This window comes from Tolypothrix sp. PCC 7712 (genome assembly GCF_025860405.1).
In the GTDB taxonomy this organism is placed as follows: Bacteria; Cyanobacteriota; Cyanobacteriia; order Cyanobacteriales; family Nostocaceae; genus Aulosira; species Aulosira diplosiphon.
Map to the genome: position 1 here is coordinate 3,731,249 of NZ_CP063785.1, position 18,496 is coordinate 3,749,744.

At 41.4% G+C, this 18,496-nt stretch carries 16 protein-coding genes and 1 tRNA gene; 3 read left to right on the forward strand and 14 right to left on the reverse strand.

The features are described 5' to 3' along the window. Positions 1 to 72: 72 nt before the first annotated feature. From HGR01_RS15440 to sufB, 6 genes are all read right to left on the reverse strand, one after another. The gene (locus HGR01_RS15440) at positions 73 to 705 is read right to left on the reverse strand and encodes a Uma2 family endonuclease (protein WP_045874405.1); all 633 of its coding nucleotides are present in this window, start codon (positions 703 to 705) and stop codon (positions 73 to 75) included. A gap of 1 nt (position 706) precedes the next feature. Then, positions 707 to 1,315 carry a hypothetical protein gene (locus HGR01_RS15445; protein WP_045874404.1) on the reverse strand — a complete coding sequence of 203 codons (609 nt, stop codon included), beginning with the start codon at positions 1,313 to 1,315 and terminating at the stop codon, positions 707 to 709. 180 nt (positions 1,316 to 1,495) lie between these two features. Next, positions 1,496 to 2,758, reverse strand: a complete 1,263-nt coding sequence (locus HGR01_RS15450; RefSeq protein WP_045874403.1) for a cysteine desulfurase — start codon at positions 2,756 to 2,758, stop codon at positions 1,496 to 1,498. A gap of 41 nt (positions 2,759 to 2,799) precedes the next feature. Continuing rightward, the gene (gene sufD, locus HGR01_RS15455; RefSeq protein ID WP_045874402.1) at positions 2,800 to 4,146 is read right to left on the reverse strand and encodes a Fe-S cluster assembly protein SufD; all 1,347 of its coding nucleotides are present in this window, start codon (positions 4,144 to 4,146) and stop codon (positions 2,800 to 2,802) included. Beyond that, positions 4,146 to 4,934, reverse strand: coding sequence for a Fe-S cluster assembly ATPase SufC (gene sufC / locus HGR01_RS15460; protein ID WP_045874401.1), 789 nt, complete (start codon positions 4,932 to 4,934; stop codon positions 4,146 to 4,148). The genes sufD and sufC overlap by 1 nt, the downstream gene beginning before the upstream one ends. Positions 4,935 to 4,990: 56 nt before the next feature. Continuing rightward, positions 4,991 to 6,430 (reverse strand): Fe-S cluster assembly protein SufB, encoded by a 1,440-nt coding sequence (gene sufB / locus HGR01_RS15465; RefSeq protein WP_045874400.1) that lies wholly within the window; start codon positions 6,428 to 6,430, stop codon positions 4,991 to 4,993. 243 nt (positions 6,431 to 6,673) lie between these two features. Here sufB and sufR point away from each other — a divergent pair, with 243 nt between their 5' ends. Both sufR and HGR01_RS15475 read left to right on the forward strand, forming a co-directional pair. Next, a complete protein-coding gene (gene sufR, locus HGR01_RS15470) occupies positions 6,674 to 7,354 on the forward strand; it encodes an iron-sulfur cluster biosynthesis transcriptional regulator SufR (RefSeq protein ID WP_045874399.1) in 681 nt (226 codons plus the stop codon). Positions 7,355 to 7,559: 205 nt separating this feature from the next. Beyond that, positions 7,560 to 7,820 (forward strand): hypothetical protein, encoded by a 261-nt coding sequence (locus HGR01_RS15475; protein WP_045874398.1) that lies wholly within the window; start codon positions 7,560 to 7,562, stop codon positions 7,818 to 7,820. Between the two features lie 106 nt (positions 7,821 to 7,926). On the opposite strand, the gene HGR01_RS15480 is transcribed toward HGR01_RS15475, so the two are convergent. The 7 genes from HGR01_RS15480 to HGR01_RS15510 all read right to left on the reverse strand — a co-directional run bounded on the left by HGR01_RS15480 (position 7,927) and on the right by HGR01_RS15510 (position 16,083). Beyond that, positions 7,927 to 8,535 (reverse strand): Uma2 family endonuclease, encoded by a 609-nt coding sequence (locus tag HGR01_RS15480; protein ID WP_045874397.1) that lies wholly within the window; start codon positions 8,533 to 8,535, stop codon positions 7,927 to 7,929. Positions 8,536 to 8,755: 220 nt separating this feature from the next. Then, entirely contained in the window at positions 8,756 to 9,811 is a 1,056-nt protein-coding gene (gene ccsB / locus HGR01_RS15485; RefSeq protein ID WP_045874396.1) for a c-type cytochrome biogenesis protein CcsB, read from the reverse strand. Positions 9,812 to 9,865: 54 nt separating this feature from the next. After that, entirely contained in the window at positions 9,866 to 10,015 is a 150-nt protein-coding gene (locus tag HGR01_RS15490; RefSeq protein ID WP_155539657.1) for a hypothetical protein, read from the reverse strand. Between the two features lie 55 nt (positions 10,016 to 10,070). Beyond that, a complete protein-coding gene (locus tag HGR01_RS15495; protein ID WP_194007739.1) occupies positions 10,071 to 11,774 on the reverse strand; it encodes a DUF3352 domain-containing protein in 1,704 nt (567 codons plus the stop codon). A 565-nt stretch (positions 11,775 to 12,339) separates the two neighbouring features. Then, positions 12,340 to 14,316 carry a response regulator gene (locus tag HGR01_RS15500; RefSeq protein WP_081584159.1) on the reverse strand — a complete coding sequence of 659 codons (1,977 nt, stop codon included), beginning with the start codon at positions 14,314 to 14,316 and terminating at the stop codon, positions 12,340 to 12,342. Between the two features lie 853 nt (positions 14,317 to 15,169). Further along, complete coding sequence (locus HGR01_RS15505; protein WP_045874395.1) at positions 15,170 to 15,790, reverse strand: chorismate lyase; 621 nt, start codon at positions 15,788 to 15,790, stop codon at positions 15,170 to 15,172. A 212-nt stretch (positions 15,791 to 16,002) separates the two neighbouring features. Further along, positions 16,003 to 16,083 (reverse strand) — tRNA-Leu (locus HGR01_RS15510). A 374-nt stretch (positions 16,084 to 16,457) separates the two neighbouring features. On the opposite strand from HGR01_RS15510, the gene accC reads away from it, so the two are divergent. After that, a complete protein-coding gene (gene accC / locus HGR01_RS15515; protein ID WP_045874394.1) occupies positions 16,458 to 17,801 on the forward strand; it encodes an acetyl-CoA carboxylase biotin carboxylase subunit in 1,344 nt (447 codons plus the stop codon). Positions 17,802 to 18,039: 238 nt separating this feature from the next. Here accC and HGR01_RS15520 read toward each other — a convergent pair whose 3' ends face one another. Next, positions 18,040 to 18,333 carry a YggT family protein gene (locus HGR01_RS15520; RefSeq protein WP_045874393.1) on the reverse strand — a complete coding sequence of 98 codons (294 nt, stop codon included), beginning with the start codon at positions 18,331 to 18,333 and terminating at the stop codon, positions 18,040 to 18,042. Positions 18,334 to 18,496 lie beyond the last annotated feature (163 nt).

Here is an 18,496-nt window from a genome sequence, read left to right on the forward strand (position 1 = left end):
ATGATTATTAACTAATGATATTTTTAAGTCTTTCATGTTTGAGTGTGATGTTGACAGCAAAAATCACACTATCTACTTAATCTTGTCTTTTACCCAATTTCGGAATGATTTCAACAAAGCAATTTCTCCCATGCTTTTACTTCGCTGAATAAAGCTGCTGATGTCGCTTACTGATACTAAAGGAAAAGCAATACTAAATTCACACTCAACATATTGCCCTTCTAACAATTGATAAAATTTTAAATCTTGCCCGTTATATCTCCATAATTCCTGAACACCCAGTACTGAGTAAATCCCAAATTTATTCACTGAACTATGAGTAATATCAATCTCAATTGCTAAGTCAGGCGGTGGATCGGTTTCTAAATTTAATTTCTCTTTGCCCCTCACTTGCGATTCAGTTTGTATATAGTAGCAATTATCTGGTTCTATACCTCGTTTTGCTATTCGTTGTTTCAATGTTGTAGAGCCAGCACTTTTAATTTCGATTGACAATTCTTCTGCTAAAATCAAAATCAAGCGATCAAATTGAATTTTGGGATTTTCATGTTCAAAAAGTGGAGTCATAATTTCTAAAGTGCCACAGTCATAAGCAAATCTAGAGCCTCTGTCCTCTCCTGTATCTCTGAGTAAGGCTTCAAAGGTATCCCAGCTAATGTTATATAGCACTGTTCTTTGTTCGGCAGGTGTAGACTTGACCAGCATATTACAATAATTCTTCTGTCAGAATGCTAGATAAAATTCCTAAAATTTTACCTATATCATTAATATAATATTCATTCAAATCAATCTCTACCATTTGTCCCAGAAGCTTTAAAAACTTCCAGTTAGTTCCAGTAGTAACAGTTCCATAAATTGTTTGAATATTGTTTCCCTCACGTTCGTTAAACAATTTAGCTGCTATCATTTCTGCAACACACTGACCTAAACCAGCATTGAGATTTTCTTTTTTAGCTTCTACAATCGTTATCACTGGAGCATTAACAATTAATAATTCTGGGGAACGGCTAATAATAAAATCACAATTACCATTTAATCCTTGTGATGTTTCGACAGTAAAATCTATACCTGAAAATAAACTGATTTGATTATTTAAATATTTTCTAATAGCAATTAAGATAGGCGCAATAATCATCTCAGAACGAGATTTCTCTGTATTACTAGCAAGAGCTAAAGGTATATTTTCCTGTAATATTTCTGCGAGTAATGGCGGACAGATAATTTCAGGCACAGATGCAAATATATTAATTTTATCAGCAATAGTTAAGTTAAAAGCTTTTCTAACTTTATCTAAAGTAAAGTCACTGTATGACATTGAATTTACTCCTGTAAATCTTCCCAATTATTAATTTAAATGTAGGGTGTGTTGTCGCGCAGCGCAACGCACCGTCAACAATTCAAGGTATTTAAACCCATTAAAAATTAAATTGTGCCAATTATTAGCCTCATATATAGCTAATAGTTGACACAATTAATTTGAAAATATTGACGATTTTTAGCCGAAGATTCCCGCAAAAAATTCCAGAGTGTCCTTCAACGCCTTGATGAAAATATCAATTTCTTCACGGGTATTGTAGAAAGATAAACTTGCCCGTGCAGTTCCCGCAATATTTAAGTAGCGGTGTAATGGTTGAGTGCAATGATGTCCAGCACGGATGGCTACGCCTTCTTGATCTAATAATGTAGATAAGTCGTTGGCGTGGACTTCGGAAGTTGTAAACGATGCTAAAGCGGCTCTCCCTTCTCCTTTAGCATCTGGCTTGGGGCCGTAAATCCGCACTTGGGGAATTTGTTCTAATTGTTGGAACAAATAAGCTGTTAATTCGGCTTCATAGGCATGGATTTTATCCATACCAATACTAGTAAGATAATCTATAGCTGCACCAAGAGCGATCGCTTCGCCAATTGCAGGTGTACCCGCTTCAAATTTATGGGGTAATTCTGCATAGGTAGAATGGTCTAAATAGACTTCTGCAATCATCTCACCACCACCGAAAAATGGTGGCATAGATTCTAGTAATTCTAACTTGCCATATAAGAATCCTATGCCAGTTGGGGCACACATTTTATGACCGGAGGCTACTAACCAATCACAGTCTATTTCTTGTACATCAATGGGCATATGGGGGACACTTTGGCAAGCATCCATTAAGAATTTCGCGCCGTATCTGTGAGCAATCGTAGCTATTTCTTGGACTGGATTAATACAACCCAAGGTATTAGAAACATGAACCACTGACACCAATTTTGTTTTTTCGGAAATCAGTGATTTAAATTGTTCTAAATCAAAGGTTTCTTCTGGTGTTAGTTCGACAAACTTGAGTACCGCACCCGTTTTTTGTGCCACAAATTGCCAAGGAACAATATTACTGTGGTGTTCCATCACCGAGAGAATAATTTCATCTCCTGGCTGCAAATTGTTCATTCCCCAGCTATAAGCTACCAAATTAATCGCTTCACTCGCGTTGCGGGTGTAGACAATTTCTTGACGCGATGCAGCATTGATAAATTTGGCTACTTTATCTCTAGCACCTTCATAAGCATCGGTAGCTTTAGCACTGAGAATATGGGCACCCCGATGGACGTTGGCATTATACTGCTCGTAATAATCTCGCAGGGTATTTAATACTGGCAGAGGTTTTTGAGAAGTAGCAGCATTATCCAGGTAAACTAAGGGTTTACCATTGACTACCTGACGCAAGATAGGGAAGTCAATACGTACTTGATCGGCTAAGGTTTTGGTAGAAGTAAAAGTCATTGGTAATTAATGATTTGTCATTTGTCCTTTGTCATTTGTCCTTAGTCATTAGATGTCTTAAGACTCTTGACTGTGTTTAACAGACTTTCCCTAAGAGAGGGAACTGGTATTTGATTAATGATTTCAGCAGCAAAAGCGTTAATTAACAAATTTCGGGCGGCGTTTTCATCAATGCCCCGACTTTGCAGATAAAATATTTCATCATCTTCTAACTGGCTAACGGTAGCACCGTGAGCGCATTTGACGTTATCTGCAGTAATTTCTAGTTGGGGTTTGGTATCAACTCTCGCTTTGGATGATAGTAGCAAATTCCGATTTAATTGTGCGGCATCTGTGAGCTGTGCTGGTTTGGGCACAAAAACCTTGCCATTAAATACAGCATGGGCGCGATCGCCTACAATACATTTGTGCAATTGCTTACTTGTACCATAGGGATGATTGAGGGCGATCGCACTGTGAGTATCAGCTAACTGATTGCCAAATATTACCGTCAACCCGTTGAGGGTGGTTTGAGTTTGTTCACCAGTTTGCAAAATCTCTAAATTATGGCGTGACAGCTTGCCACCAAAGCTAATAGCATGACAGCTATAGCGACTATCACGAGCTTGTGCGATCGCAGTTTTACCAATATGGAAAGCCTCTGTACTTTCACGCTCAACTCTTGTGTGACTGACTTCGGCATTCTCAGCTAGCCAAATTTCCGTCACTGCATTGGTGAAGTAAACCGCTTCCTCTGCGTTCTCTGCGCCTCTGCGGTTCGTAAACTCTTCCACCAAAGTCACCTGCGAACCGCTTTCCGCTACCACCAAACAACGTGGCTGCGAAATCGTTGCTTTTTCCCCTGCAACTGTAATAAATAACAAGTGAATTGGCGTTGCAACTGCTACATTCTTCTTCACCAATACCACGGCTGCATCAGTCAAACCAGCAGTATTCAGAGCGGTGAAAACTTCCTGCTGTCCTTCACTTTGGGCTAAATACTGCCGTACCCGTTCTTGTTCAGCCACAGGTAAAGCTGTCAAATTATTGACAACTACACCCGCAGGTAAATCTGCAATTGCAGATAATTCTGGTGCGTACACACCGTTAACAAATACCAAACGACTGTTAGCAGCTTCAGGTAGAGTCAGCGCTGCAATATCTGTAGAGATTAATTGCTTCTCTACCTGGAATTCCAGCTTTCGCAACGCTGACAAATCTGTAAAGCGCCATTCTTCATCGCGGGAGGTGGGAACAGTGGAATGACGCACCACATTCGCAGCAGCTTGGCTAACTTCTTGTAACCAACATGCTGCTGGTTGTGCTGTTACCTGTGCTAATAAGCCACTGAGATACTCATCTCTATCCAGCAAACTCGAAATTGAACTGGGGGAAACTTGAATAGTCATTACACACCCACCTCAACCGCAGCTTCTTCCAGAATCCAGTCGTAACCGCGAGACTCTAACTCTAGCGCCAATTCCTTACCACCAGTAGTAAGAATTCGTCCATGTGCCATCACATGCACAAAGTCAGGCACAATATAGTCGAGTAAGCGCTGATAGTGAGTAATCAAAATTGTGGCATTTTCGGGACTAGCTAAATGGTTAACCCCACCAGCGACAATTTTTAGCGCATCAATATCTAAACCAGAATCGGTTTCATCCAAAATTGCTAACTTCGGTTCTAGTAGCGCCATTTGCAGAATTTCATTGCGCTTCTTCTCACCACCAGAAAATCCTTCATTGACACTGCGGCTGAGGAAAGAGGGATTCATCTTCACCACTTCCAACTTTTCTTCTACCAAATCGTCAAAATCAAAAGCATCCAGTTCTTCTAAACCCTGTGCTTTGCGACGAGAATTATATGCAACGCGCAAGAAATCTAAATTGCTGACACCGGGAATTTCTAGGGGATATTGAAACGCTAAAAATACACCACTTCTCGCCCGTTCTTCTGCTTCCAATTCCAGCAGATTTTGTCCTTGGAAAATTACCTCGCCACCAGTGACTTCATAAGCTGGATGTCCCGCCAATACTTTAGAAAAGGTACTCTTTCCAGAACCGTTCGGCCCCATAATCGCATGGATTTCGCCTGCACGAACTTCCAGATTTACACCCTTCAGAATCGGTGTCCCATCAACTGTAGCTGTCAGATCCTTAACTGACAGTACAACTTCGCTATTTTCCACAATCATGTTCTCTCTCTCTTCTCTCTCTCAGTTCGTAATCAACGGTTCAGTGCGGTTGAATATTAACCAACACTACCTTCTAATTTCAAGCTCAATAATTTATCAGCTTCCACCGCAAATTCCATTGGTAGCTGATTAAACACATCCTTGCAGAAGCCGCTAATCATCATCGAAATAGCATCTTCTGCCGAAATGCCCCTTTGGGCAAAGTAAAATAGCTGATCTTCCCCAATTTTGGAAGTAGAAGCTTCATGTTCTACCTTGGCACTGTTATTTTGTACCTGAATATAGGGGAAAGTATTAGCATGGGCATTATCGCCAATCAGCATGGAGTCGCACTGCGAATAATTTCTCGCACCTTGCGCTTTCGGGTTAACTTTTACCAAACCCCGATAGCTATTGCTGGAGTTACCTGCAGAAATTCCTTTAGAAATAATTGTGCTGCGAGTGTTTTTCCCAACATGAATCATTTTGGTACCTGTGTCGGCTTGCTGCATATTATTTGTCAGCGCCACCGAGTAAAATTCACCCACAGAGTTATCACCAACTAATACGCAGCTAGGATACTTCCAAGTAATCGCTGAACCTGTTTCTACCTGAGTCCAGGAAATCTTGGAATTGACACCCTGACACAAACCGCGCTTGGTAACAAAGTTGTAAATTCCACCTTTACCGTTAGCATCGCCAGCGTACCAGTTCTGCACGGTGGAGTATTTAATTTCGGCGTTATCCAGCGCCACTAGTTCTACCACAGCAGCGTGTAGTTGATTGCTGTCATACATGGGCGCGGTACAACCTTCCAGGTAGGAAACATAGCTACCTTCTTCAGCCACAATCAATGTCCGCTCAAATTGTCCTGTATCACCAGAGTTGATGCGGAAGTAGGTAGACAGTTCCATCGGGCATTTTACGCCTTTAGGAATATAGACAAAAGAACCATCGCTAAATACAGCAGCGTTGAGAGCCGCAAAGTAATTGTCAGCTACCGGAACGACACTACCCAGATATTTTTTGATCAGTTCTGGATGTTCCCGCAATGCTTCAGAAATTGAGCAGAAAATCACGCCATCTTTAGCTAGCTTTTCCTTAAAGGTTGTGGCGACGGAAACGCTATCAAAAATTGCATCAACGGCGACGTTGGCGAGGCGCTTTTGCTCAGATAGAGGAATACCTAACTTTTCAAAGGTTTCTAACAGGGTGGGATCGACTTCATCCAGACTTTCCAGCTTCTGTTTTTTCTGTTTGGGAGCTGAATAGTAGATGATATCCTGGTAATCTATTGGTGGATACTTGACATTAGGCCAAGTTGGTTCTGTCATCTTCAGCCACTGGCGATACGCTCTGAGGCGAAACTCCAGCATAAATTCCGGCTCTTCTTTCTTGGCGGAAATTAAGCGGATAATGTCCTCGTTTAGTCCACGCGGAATAGTGTCGGCTTCAATATCGGTGACGAAGCCGTACTTGTAGGGTTGGTTGACTAAGGTTTTGACAGTGGCACTCATCGGTAGTAATCTCTCGTGTTCTTTAGGATCTCTCTCTAGGAGCGGAGACGGGCTTGGTTTTAGCCGATTCCCATCTCGCGTTACTGAGTGGTTACACGGCTGCTACAATAGGAATTGAGACTAAAACAACAACAATGTTGTTTAATGTATCTTCATTTTACGCTAAATTAACAACAACAATGTTGTTTAAGTCAAATTTTCCTAGAAATTTTTTGGACGTTTGCAGAGCGTCTCCCCAAAAAGATGACGACTACCCACCAGTCCTCAACCAAGCAAGACATTCTGGAATATCTCCAGAAACACTCACAAGCAACCGCTTTTGAGCTAGCCGAAGTTTTAGATATTAGCCCCCAAGCGATTCGCCGCCATCTCAAGGATTTGGAGGCGGAAGAGCTAATTTTGTATTCCACCGCAGTGCAAGCGGGAATGGGGCGGCCCCAGCACGTTTATCAACTGAGTTCTAGAGGACGCGATCGCCTACATCGACAACAGAGCGATCGCTTTGGTGATAGTTATGGTGATTTTGCTGTTTCCTTGCTGGATACCTTAGCAGAAACAGTAGGCAAAGACCAAGTCACATCAATCTTACAAAAACAGTGGGAGCGTAAAGCCCAAGAATACCGCGATCGCTTAGGTCAAGGTTCTCTAGCCGAACGGTTAGCCAAATTAGTGGAACTCAGACAAGCCGAAGGTTTTATGGCAGAGTTTCACCCCTTAGATTCTCAAGAATTATTAGAGAGCGATCGCTTCATCTTTATGGAGCATAAATGTGCTATCTCCAATGTTGCTGAATCCTTCCCCAGTATTTGCGGTCATGAATTAGAAATGTTCGCCGCCGTCTTACCAGATTGCACAGTCGAGCGCACCCACTGGATTATCAATGGTGAACATCGTTGTGGCTATTTGGTGAAAGCGAGGGATTAGGGATTGGGGATTAGGGATTGGGGACTAGGGATTGGGGAACTCGGGGCCCCCTCTGGGGATAAGGGGTAATGGGGACTGGGGACTGGGGGAAATAACCATTACCAATTACCAATTACCAATTACCAATTACCAATTACCAATTAAAAAATTACTTTTGTACAGACGCGATTAATCGCGTCTCTCCGCTCTTGATAAAAATTTATTTATGAATCTACCACCACAGTCACCATCAGAACAGTTTTTAACTTTGGAAGAATCAGCAAAAGTAGACGCAGCTTTGTTGTCTTCTCCAGAAAAATTTTTAACAAGATTAACAATTTCATCCCTAAAGCTTTTAAAGCATATTGCCAAAGAATATGGTGTTGCTATTGAAGATTTAACAACATCACAAGTAATAGCTTGGTTTGAAAAAGATAGTAAAACTAGGCGAGAACAGGGGATTGAAGCTTCTTTTTTAAAGTGGTAAAGCTTTATATAAAAAATATTATACCACTTCCAGAAAAGAATGAAACAGATGCTTAGGGTTGGTTGTAGCTTGCTTCCCCGTGCTGGTACGGAGTGAAACCCAACAATTACAAAGCCGAATCAAATATTTGCTGGGCGGTTAAATTGAGTTGGGGTAAAGTGGGAGAAACAATTAAGTTATTACCAGTAAATGGGGTCATTTGATATTCCTCATCTACTAATTCACACACAAAAATAGTAGGCTTTTTAGGATTACCAATAAATTTTTTACCACCTAAAGCAGCATAATCTAAAATCCAGTATTCGGGAATACCCATTTCCTCGTAGTCTCCAAATTTATCATGATAATCATCGCGCCAATTAGTGCTAACAACTTCAATCACTAATGGAACAGATTCAGGTTTAATTACAGTTGATTGCTTCTCCCATAAAGGTTCATTGACCAAATTTTCATGATTTAATAAGATAATGTCTGGAGAGTAGGTAGAATCTCTTGTTTTGACAAATGCTGTTTTGGGTATGCGATAGGGTAAACCCATCTGTAAAAGTTGAAACCCAATTTGCACTGTCAGAAACCCGGTAACATTTTCATGTTTTCCTGTTGGGGGTGGCATCTCAACAATTATTCCTTTATGTAGCTCGTAGCGCTTGCCATCATTGGGATAGCATTCGATAAACTCTTCGTATGTTATGGGTTTGGGTAAGGCTTGAGTCATGTATTATTAAGGTTGATGATAATAGCAGTCATGATGCTTTCGTTTGGTTAGCTTGACTCAATTTTAGCTAATCATCAAGCTGCTTTTTTGCTTGTAATTCGCAATTTTATTTACTCCTGGAACTGCATTTAATTCTTGAGTTGTTTCCAATTCTTTAGGCTTTTGATTGCTTACAAATTAATTATCCCCTTCTCCAGTATCAGAGAAAGGGATAAATTGCTTAGAAAAACCAACCGTAAGAATGTAAACCTTTACCCAAAAGATTCACACCTAAATAGCAAACCCAAACAACAACAAAACCACTAGCAGCTAAAATCGCGGGACGACGACCTTGCCAACCGCGAGTAATTCTAGCGTGAAGATAGGCGGCGAAAACTAACCAAGTAATTAATGCCCAAGTTTCTTTAGGGTCCCAACTCCAGTAAGAACCCCAAGCTTCGTTAGCCCAAACTGCACCCGCAATAATACCAATTGTCAGTAAGGGAAATCCCAAACCAATGATGCGATAGCTGATATTATCTAAAGTTTCCGCAAGGCTAAGACGTTGAGGTGATAGGGGTTCAGTAGATGTAACAGTTTGCGATTGTGGCGCAGTAACTAAATTTAAAACAGCAGTTTTACCGTTACCATTGCTATTACTTTCATAGCGAACAAAACCATTATTTTCTACAGCAGGTGTTTGCGGTTCAGAAACTAATTCACCTGCTTTGTGTAACTTATAGCCATTGCTGCGATAGCCACCAGTCCCAACAGAACTGCCTTGTAGTTGGATATTTTGACCACGAGTCACGATCAGAAAAGCGATCGCTAACAAGGAACCCACCATCAAAGCAGAATAACTCAACATCATTACACTGACGTGCATCATCAGCCAATTTGATTTCAGCGCAGGTACTAAAGGTTCTGACACCTGCATTTGCGATGGTAATGTCAAAGCCGCAAAAGCCGAAATTCCCATAGCCACAGGGGCAGTTACCACTCCTACTAAGCGGCTACGGCTAGAATTTTCGGCAATTAAATGAATAGTGGTAATTCCCCAAGTCAAGAAAAATAGCGATTCATACAAATTGCTGAGTGGGAAATAACCACCTTCTATCCATCTTGCTCCTAATAAAGTAGCTATGCACAAATTAGCGATCGCCATTCCAGCTGTCCCCAAAGCGGCCATAGCTGGAAGATTTGGAAAAGCTGCCCCTGCCCAATACACCAGCATGGTGAGGAATAAGACAGCAAAGGAGGCATTGTCCAGCCAGTTCTGGAGTACAACCAGATTCATAAAGTGTTCTCCCCAGTGGATTCGTTAAAATTATTTTTTCTGACTGTTCTGATCCTATCTGCTTAGAGCGTATTGGGTCATAGGTTTTTCAAAAGTCAAAGTTATAGGGCATGGGGCATTGGGCATGGGGCATGGGGCATTGGGTAATTGGTAATGGGGTTGGGTATTGGGTGTTTGCCGTTTGTTATTTTCCCTAATCCCCAATCCCCATTACCCCTTATCCCCAGAGGGGGCCCCGAGTTCCCCAGTCCCCAATCCCCTACGAATGCTCCACCTTTTTGAGTGCAAAGAAAATATCATACCGACTACTGCGATTATCACTAACAGCAGTTGTCACGCCAATGGAACGGGTTGCGCCTAACCAAGTTTGTTGATTGGGAATTATATTCGGTAGCGGAAAATTTTTCGCTGTTTGTTCAACATCTAAGAAAAATTGCCCATTTGTTGGGTTCGGTTCTGTGGGTACAGTTTGTTGGAAAGGAATTGTACTAGCTAATGTATTGGTAGGTTTGGGAACGATTTTATCGGCAATGGGCGCACCGAAGATGAAAAACGCCACATCTCCATCTAACCAGCCGTGGGTAGCAGTTAAGGTTCCATAAGGTGCAACCCAGTTGGTAACGGGTTTACCTGCAACCGATGCTGGTTGGATTGTGAATTGGTATTGAGTTTTCATCACGTCATCGAGCTGTTTTAAGGATGCTTCCGCCAAATTGCGATCGCTTGCTTTGACCATAAACAGCAATCCAGCGCGAAAATCTGCTGTTGAACTATCTTTTGGGGTGTTGGGAATAACTGATAAAGAAAATTCACCCTTCATCCACCGCAGTAAATCCCGATCCAAATCCAAATTAATTAGGGACTTCACTCCACTTCGCAGTTGTTCTGGCATGATTGGCGATAGGGGATTTCCTTGGGATGTTAAAGCGTAGTCTGCCCAAAAACGCTGTAAGTTACCGCCAGAAAGCATCATTAAGGTTTCTGCTGGTACCATGCTTTGCATTCTCCCAGCCTTATTTTCCACTGCCAGCACTCGCTGACTATTCGGGTTCAGCCAAGAAACACCTTTTAAACGTATCCCTTGGGCTTCTAATTGAATTGTCCCTGCCAAGCCTTGGTTATTTTGCAGCTGCGCTAAAACTTGGGCTGGTAACTGACGATTTGGCGCAGCTGCAGCTATCCTAGCAGCCGTTGGCACATTGACATAAAACTGAGCAAAAGGCTGATAACTAGCAATTTTGGGAAAATTATCGGCAAATCCACCTGTTGTAGCTAAAGAAGTTTTATTTTTGTAAGCATCAATAGCTCGTTCTGTAGCTTTGGGATCATCGGCGATTACCAAGTACCGCCCATCTAAGACTGTAGCTGAGAGGTTTCCACTCGTTTGTCCATCGGTTTGCTTGATAGGGAAACCTTGATATGTGCGGTCAATCCACTTACCTTGTTTTAAGCTTTTAGGTTGTGCCAAAAGGCTTTGAGCCTGTTCTGGGTTTTTTACAGGCAGAACCATTACCATTGACTGCTGACTGCTAGTAGGCTCAGGATTAGTAGAAACTGGCTTTGGTGGTGGTTGAGTAGCTTGGGGTGCGAGAATGGCGATTGTTACCTCATTACCTACCCAAGGCTGAATATCTTTCTGGAAGTCATAACCATTATTAGTCAGAAAGCGATCGCGCAACTTCACTAAATTTTTATCTATTTCTGCTTGGGTTTCTTTTGTCCCATACTGCCGCAATTGCTGCCATTGTTTAGGATCTGTGGTGAGAGAAACCGCAAACAGAGCATCTTGAGGAATAATAGTTGCACCTACTGGTAAATCTTTAGAAAATATTTGCCCCTGGGTTAATAGCCAGTATGCTGCACTCCCGCCAACAATTAACAACCCAGCAGCCGAAAGCGTCAGCACCAGAGACGGTTTCTTAATTTTTTTCTTCATCGCAACAGACACATTAGGCAGTACCATCGAGACCCATACCTCATACTTGCGAACTCATTACTTGATTTGCCAAGTAAACCAAAAGCTGAGACATTCTTGAGGGCAGCTAATTATCTTAATTTGTCCACCCTGAACATTTATCAGCCTTTGTTGATCAACTTTTCCCAGTATGTCAAAAGCACTGTTTTGCTGGTTAGTTAGCTTTGCTAACACATTTTATTAACACACTTTAGTTGATTTTGCTGGACAATACCAAAGTCGCTCTGTTACCCCAAGCGTTATGAGGATATAACTAACTTGACACAGCTGCAAGTCAGTTGCTTCTACTGTGCCATCGCCGCGATCGCGGCGATTTACTAATCTCTAACCCCCAATCCCGAATGGCACTAAGAAAAGCTGAAAGCTCGTCTGGGCAGGGTGTAGGGGGCAGGGTGTAGGGTGTAGGGGGAAATGCGCGAAAACCAAATATCGAGTACGAACATAAATATTTTCCTTATTCACTACACCCCACACCCCACACCCCACACCCAAAAGCCTTATAGGTAATGGGTTTGGCGTTATCTTAGTGCCATTCCCCCCAATCCCCAAGAAGCTATAAATTAGTCAACATCCGTACTTTTCTGCTCATAAACGTCAAGAAACTTTCTTTTTGAGCAATAATTTCTGCCTTGACTTCCATTCCTGGTTGAATGGGATAAGAGCGATCGCCTTTTTTTAAATCCAGTTTTTCCGGTTCTATAGTTACCTCATAGTAAGGCGCAGTTGTAGCTATAGCATTATTTTGAGCGGTAATCGCATCGGCACTGATACTCCTCACAGCACCAGCCAAAATCCCATAATCTGGGTAAGGATAAGCGGAAATTCGCATTTGTACTCTACCTTCTTGGCAAGCTGTAACTGGTTGCACTTTACAGACTTTGACGTTACCAATATCTTCAACACTGACGTTAGCTTTAACCACCAAAGGAGCCTCAGAAGGAGCAACTTGTGCGATTACCTCTCCTGCACTCACTAACTGCTGAGGATTTCGCAATTCCAACTTCAAAATCGTACCTTTATCAGGAGAACGAATGATAGTTGCTTGCTGTTGTTTATCTATTTGTTTTAATTCTTTTTTACCGTTGTCAATGATATTTTTAATTTCGATTTTCAGCTGGAGCAGACCATTTTTTTCTTGCTGCAAGCTTGCCAAACTTCCATCACCAGCAGCACGTTCTTGAGCAATTTTTGCTTCTACAACTGTTAACACAGCATTACTAGGATTGGTGGCGGCTACTGCTGGTTTGTATTTGCTAGTAGCTGCGGCTACAGCTTGTTGTTGCCTTTCAATGACTTGCTTTTGAGCTTCTACTGCCGCTTTTTGGGATAATAAAGTTTGTTCCTGCTGTTCTAGTGCTAGTTGCACCTGTTCCAATTGATTGTGAGAAATTGATCCAGATTTAGCAAGACCGAGATAGTAATCGCGCTTCAGTTTAGCAGCTTTCCATGCTGCTTCTGTCGCTTTCACATTCGCTTGCATTGATTTCAAATCAAATTCTGCTTTTTGTAATTCATTTTGAGCAATTTTAATATTTGCCCTAACTTCGTCTAGTTGACCGCTAGATGAAACTTTAGTTTGCTGATATTCTCTTTCTGTATGTTGCAATTCTGCTGTTGCACCTGCGATCGCCTTTTTATTTCGCTCTGTTTCTGCAGTTATTTGCCTATCGACAGCACGAATTTGAGCATCCAATTGCATTAGTTGCATTTCATTCTGCTGGATATTCGCTAGAACTTGACTTTTTTTAATTTGGATTTCGCTATCATCAATAGTGGCAATAATATCTCCTTTATTTACCACCTGATTCTCTCTCACCAGAATTCTTCTCACAGTTCCTTCTGATGCTGATTGGACTAAACGTATTTCTCCAGCAGGACGAACAGTTGCAGGTGCCTTGACAGTTACTTGATATTGAATAACCGCAGATAAAATCACCGATGTGGCAACAGATCCAATTAAAAGCTTCCCTCCTACTTTTACCCAACGAGTTGTATGAGGTAAAACTTCGTTTGTTTGAATTACATCTAATAAAAGAGGAGTATCTTCTTGGAGTAGTGTTCCTGGCTTCGGCAATGCAGCACTTTTTTGAAAATCAAAAATTTCAGAACTAGATAGTTGTTGCTGAGGAATAATCTTATTAATTAAACCAGGCGCTAACTGAGTATAGCCTTTCTCAACCAAGCGAATCGAGTCTCTTAGTTCTTCTGGGGATGCGTCTTTTAATATATAACCACAGGCTCCTGCATTGAGCGATGCGTTAATATATTGATGCTTGTCATAACCACTTAATACCAAAATTTTCGTCTTCGGAAATCTTTCACTAATAATCCTTGTCGCATTAATACCATCCATTTCAGGCATTTCCATATCGATGAGCACGACATCTGGATGTAAGTTAGCGACTTTTATAATTGCAGCTTTTCCATTCTCTGCAACTCCTACTACTTCTAAATCTGTTTCTTTTTCAATCAATGACCTTAAATACTCTCGAATAGTTTCTTGGTCATCTACTAGCAGAACTCTAATCATATATTTGTTTGTTCAATAAATATTTTGCTAGTCAATATATAATTGTATTTTTGTAATATTTCTATAAAAATAAGACTAGACACCCATTAGATCAACATCGTAAAGCTTGACTCATACTCTATAGTATTAGCCTTATTTAAATATTTTTAATATCCTCTTGAAAGCAAAATTTCTAGCTAATAAAGTATCACTTCAAATTTTATGTTCAACTTTTGGAATTTACTAGTAATTTATTTAAACATACAGCTAAGACTTTTAAAAATAAAATTTAACTAATTTTTGACACACACTTTAGGGATAGTACAAGAGTGCTGGAAAATCAAATATCATGTTTTCAGCATCAAAAGTACATCATTCATTATTATTGAAATAGCTATTTTATATAGAAGTGAAAAAGCATCTCACCATTGGAGATTGATGATTTACTCTTCAGCAAAATTTTAAATTTTACTAGTGTAGCTTGATATTAAACACCTGATACTAGGTATAAAAAATATCATGATTTTTATCCTAGCAGCCTCAAAAATATAAATATTAAAAATCAATAGAATCTTGAATCTACAATCAGACTTGATCCCAGCAGTTAATCATAAGTTTTAGATAACCTGTTATCTGACAGAATAGGCACAAATAAAATTATCAGCCATTATTCCAGGCTGATTGAGTTTCTACACAGAATTATTTCCTTAAAGAATAAAAAATCAAAAATGGAAGGAAAGGTGGATGAATTAAGCTCTTTACCAGGCGGCCATTGAGATTTTTTCCCTGCATAGCCATACTAAATCTGGTGAACTCTGCTTTCAGACTTCCCAGCAAAACTTTACAATAAATCAAATTAAATTTGAGCTTTTTTCTAATCTCTAGAATTTAGCTGCATCGGGCCCAAATATTTAGTTAAATAAGGCGAAAAAACTTCGTAAATTAATGTTAGAGGCTGTCCGTGGTGCCAAAACAGATAGTGACGACCCCAAAAAGGCCCATCCACCTCAAAACCAGACTCTAAAGCAGGTGAGTAACCATAGTAAACCCCTTGGACATCTCGATACAACTCTGTACGGAGACGAGCTAAACTTGCCCAAATCGGTAAAGAACGGTTTTGTAAATACTCATCTATATGGCTGGCTTCCCACCAAGAAGTAGCATATGCCAATCTCTGACCAGACGCAGTACGTAACCAAACCTGTCGCCGCAGCCTAGGGCCTGGTACAGCTTGAATTAAATCCGGAGCTGCATCTGAGTCCATACCAATTAACGACATATCAATTACATCAACTTCCGTTGGCTCACCTGTCAGTAACTCTAAATGGCGTGTAGGTGAGCCATCGCCCAAAAGCAGCAATTGCCAAGCTGGTGCTAGCTGAGAGTGGGGCAAACTTTTCCTAATTACGTCCTCTCCACCTTGCCAAATTGGGTTCAGGCGATGCCATGCTGCTGGCAGTGTTAAGTTGTTTGTCGGACTAAAAGTTGCAGTCAATGTTCTTCTTTCTTTACAAAAGTTCACCTATTTCTATGAAAGCATAAAAAACTAGTACCGCTACGCGGAATTTAAAATACGCTATGGGAAGGGCAAAGCGCTACAAAAATTTTCCCCTTACACCAGATTTAGCTCCGATAGTTAAAGGTCAACAGCCGCAAGTTTTTGACCCTTGACTATTGACCTTTGACTTTTTACTATCCACTAAAAAATGCGGATGGCGAGACTCGAACTCGCAAGGCAAAGCCACACGCACCTCAAGCGTGCGCGTATACCAATTCCGCCACATCCGCACGGTTTTTATCACTGAAAATAGAATATAGCATAAATTTTCTGCTAGTGGATACTAGACTGACAGAAATATAGTCACTTCCCAAGAGATATTAAAAGGGGTATGCCAACGTGGGGTACAAAGTAAGCTTGTACAAACCTAATTTCGGGTAAATGCAGCAGGAGACTAACAATAGGAATATTGTTAATCTAGTTAAACCCCCGTAGGCGTTCTCAGCCAAATCCTAGCCTTTGGGAGACTGCCTAAGGGCTGATAGACTCTTCTTGGAGGAGGTTGGGGAATCTCCTGTCATAATTTGAAATAAGGCGGAAAGCATTGTTGCAAGTTGAATGGGAGAGAATGTCAATCTACTGGTACTGATCTCGAAACTAGAAAATGAAGTTTGACAAAATATTAATTGCCAATCGGGGAGAAATCGCCCTTCGCATTCTCCGCGCCTGTGAAGAAATGGGAATTGCGACAGTTGCGGTTCACTCCACTGTTGATCGTAACGCTTTACATGTCCAACTAGCCGATGAAGCGGTTTGCATTGGCGAACCTGCCAGCAGTAAAAGTTATTTGAATATCCCCAATATTATTGCTGCCGCCTTAACACGTAATGCCAGCGCCATTCATCCTGGATATGGCTTTTTAGCAGAAAATGCCCGGTTTGCAGAAATTTGTGCTGACCATCATATTGCCTTTATTGGCCCAACTCCTGAAGCTATACGCTTAATGGGAGATAAATCTACTGCTAAAGAAACGATGTACAAAGCTGGGGTACCTACAGTACCTGGTAGCGATGGCTTAGTCGAATCTGAGCAAGAAGGATTAGCACTTGCCAAAGACATTGGCTATCCAGTCATGATTAAAGCCACAGCAGGTGGTGGTGGCCGGGGTATGCGTTTAGTGCGTTCTGAAAGCGAATTCGTGAAACTTTTTTTGGCTGCTCAAGGTGAAGCGGGTGCAGCTTTTGGTAATTCTGGCGTTTATATAGAAAAATTTATTGAGCGTCCACGCCACATTGAGTTTCAAATTTTGGCGGATAATTACGGCAACGTTATCCACTTAGGTGAACGGGATTGCTCGATTCAGCGCCGAAATCAAAAGCTTTTAGAAGAAGCCCCCAGCCCTGCGCTTGATTCCGACCTGCGAGATAAAATGGGTCAGGCTGCCGTGAAAGCCGCCCAGTTTATTAACTATACCGGAGCTGGTACTATCGAATTTCTTTTGGATAGATCCGGTAAATTCTACTTTATGGAAATGAACACCCGGATTCAGGTGGAACATCCTGTAACAGAGATGATTACGGGAGTGGACTTGGTTGTTGAACAAATCCGGATTGCTCAAGGTGAAAGGCTGAAGCTGACTCAAGACCAAGTAGTTTTAAAGGGTCATGCAATTGAATGCCGAATTAACGCCGAAGATCCTGACCACGATTTCCGCCCTTCACCTGGACGTATTAGCGGCTATCTTCCTCCTGGTGGGCCTGGCGTGCGGATTGATTCCCATGTTTACACTGATTACCAAATTCCACCCTACTACGACTCGCTAATTGGCAAGTTAATTGTTTGGGGGCCAGACCGTCCCACTGCCATTACCCGCATGAAACGGGCATTACGGGAATGTGCCATTACGGGATTGCCTACCACTATTGGGTTTCATCAAAAAATTATGGAAACCCCACAGTTCTTGCAGGGTAATGTTTACACCAATTTTGTGCAGGAGTTGAACGGGTAAGGGATTGGGGACTGGGGACTGGGGACTGGGGATGAGGAGGAAAAGGGAATAATTCATAATTCACACCTAATATGAATTAGAAACGTCTCTTATGCCATAAGGATTTCAAGATTAGTCCACAATCATCGTTTTGTGGCTAGCTACGAAATTATCAGGGTTCAACATTTAATTCTCATTAAACTTAACTCAGCACTCAGTACTGAGCCCTCCCAATGCCCAATGCCCCATGCCCCATGCCCTAACTTAGATGAGAAATCATGGTCAGTAATCCTTGCTGACCAAGCAGAATTTCTCGTAGCAAACTGAAAATCCCAACCCAAATAATGGGTGTGATATCTACTCCCCCAATGGGTGGGACTAGTTTTCGCAACAAAGCTAAAAAAGGTTCAGTGGGCCAAGCTATGAGATTAGTCGGGAACCGATTTAGATCCACTTGCGGATACCAAGTGAGAATGATGCGAAAAATGAACAAAAATATCATCAATCCCAATAAAGGATTGAGAATCCAAGTAGTTAGGTTAACAACAGTCATTAGTTTGAAGTACTATCTGTGAACGCAGAAGCAACCTAGGCAAGATTGCAAAAATTTTAAGCTTTGTAAACCACTCTCTATAATTTTAACCAAATGCTGTTACCTGCTCTTAGAGATGGAAAAGCAAATATCCAGCAGCCCTGAACTTAATTATTTATCAGGG

Excerpts from the sequence above, each read along its gene's own strand:
- HGR01_RS15480 (WP_045874397.1), bottom strand. The coding sequence starts at position 8,535 with ATGACTCAAGCCTTACCCAAACCCATAACATACGAAGAGTTTATCGAA.
- HGR01_RS15520 (WP_045874393.1), bottom strand. The coding sequence starts at position 18,333 with ATGACTGTTGTTAACCTAACTACTTGGATTCTCAATCCTTTATTGGGA.
- HGR01_RS15450 (WP_045874403.1), bottom strand. The coding sequence starts at position 2,758 with ATGACTTTTACTTCTACCAAAACCTTAGCCGATCAAGTACGTATTGAC.
- sufR (WP_045874399.1), top strand. The coding sequence starts at position 6,674 with ATGACGACTACCCACCAGTCCTCAACCAAGCAAGACATTCTGGAATAT.
- HGR01_RS15440 (WP_045874405.1), bottom strand. The coding sequence starts at position 705 with ATGCTGGTCAAGTCTACACCTGCCGAACAAAGAACAGTGCTATATAAC.
- sufD (WP_045874402.1), bottom strand. The coding sequence starts at position 4,146 with ATGACTATTCAAGTTTCCCCCAGTTCAATTTCGAGTTTGCTGGATAGA.
- HGR01_RS15445 (WP_045874404.1), bottom strand. The coding sequence starts at position 1,315 with ATGTCATACAGTGACTTTACTTTAGATAAAGTTAGAAAAGCTTTTAAC.
- ccsB (WP_045874396.1), bottom strand. The coding sequence starts at position 9,811 with ATGAATCTGGTTGTACTCCAGAACTGGCTGGACAATGCCTCCTTTGCT.
- sufB (WP_045874400.1), bottom strand. The coding sequence starts at position 6,430 with ATGAGTGCCACTGTCAAAACCTTAGTCAACCAACCCTACAAGTACGGC.
- HGR01_RS15495 (WP_194007739.1), bottom strand. The coding sequence starts at position 11,774 with ATGGTACTGCCTAATGTGTCTGTTGCGATGAAGAAAAAAATTAAGAAA.
- HGR01_RS15500 (WP_081584159.1), bottom strand. The coding sequence starts at position 14,316 with ATGATTAGAGTTCTGCTAGTAGATGACCAAGAAACTATTCGAGAGTAT.
- HGR01_RS15475 (WP_045874398.1), top strand. The coding sequence starts at position 7,560 with ATGAATCTACCACCACAGTCACCATCAGAACAGTTTTTAACTTTGGAA.
- sufC (WP_045874401.1), bottom strand. The coding sequence starts at position 4,934 with ATGATTGTGGAAAATAGCGAAGTTGTACTGTCAGTTAAGGATCTGACA.
- accC (WP_045874394.1), top strand. The coding sequence starts at position 16,458 with ATGAAGTTTGACAAAATATTAATTGCCAATCGGGGAGAAATCGCCCTT.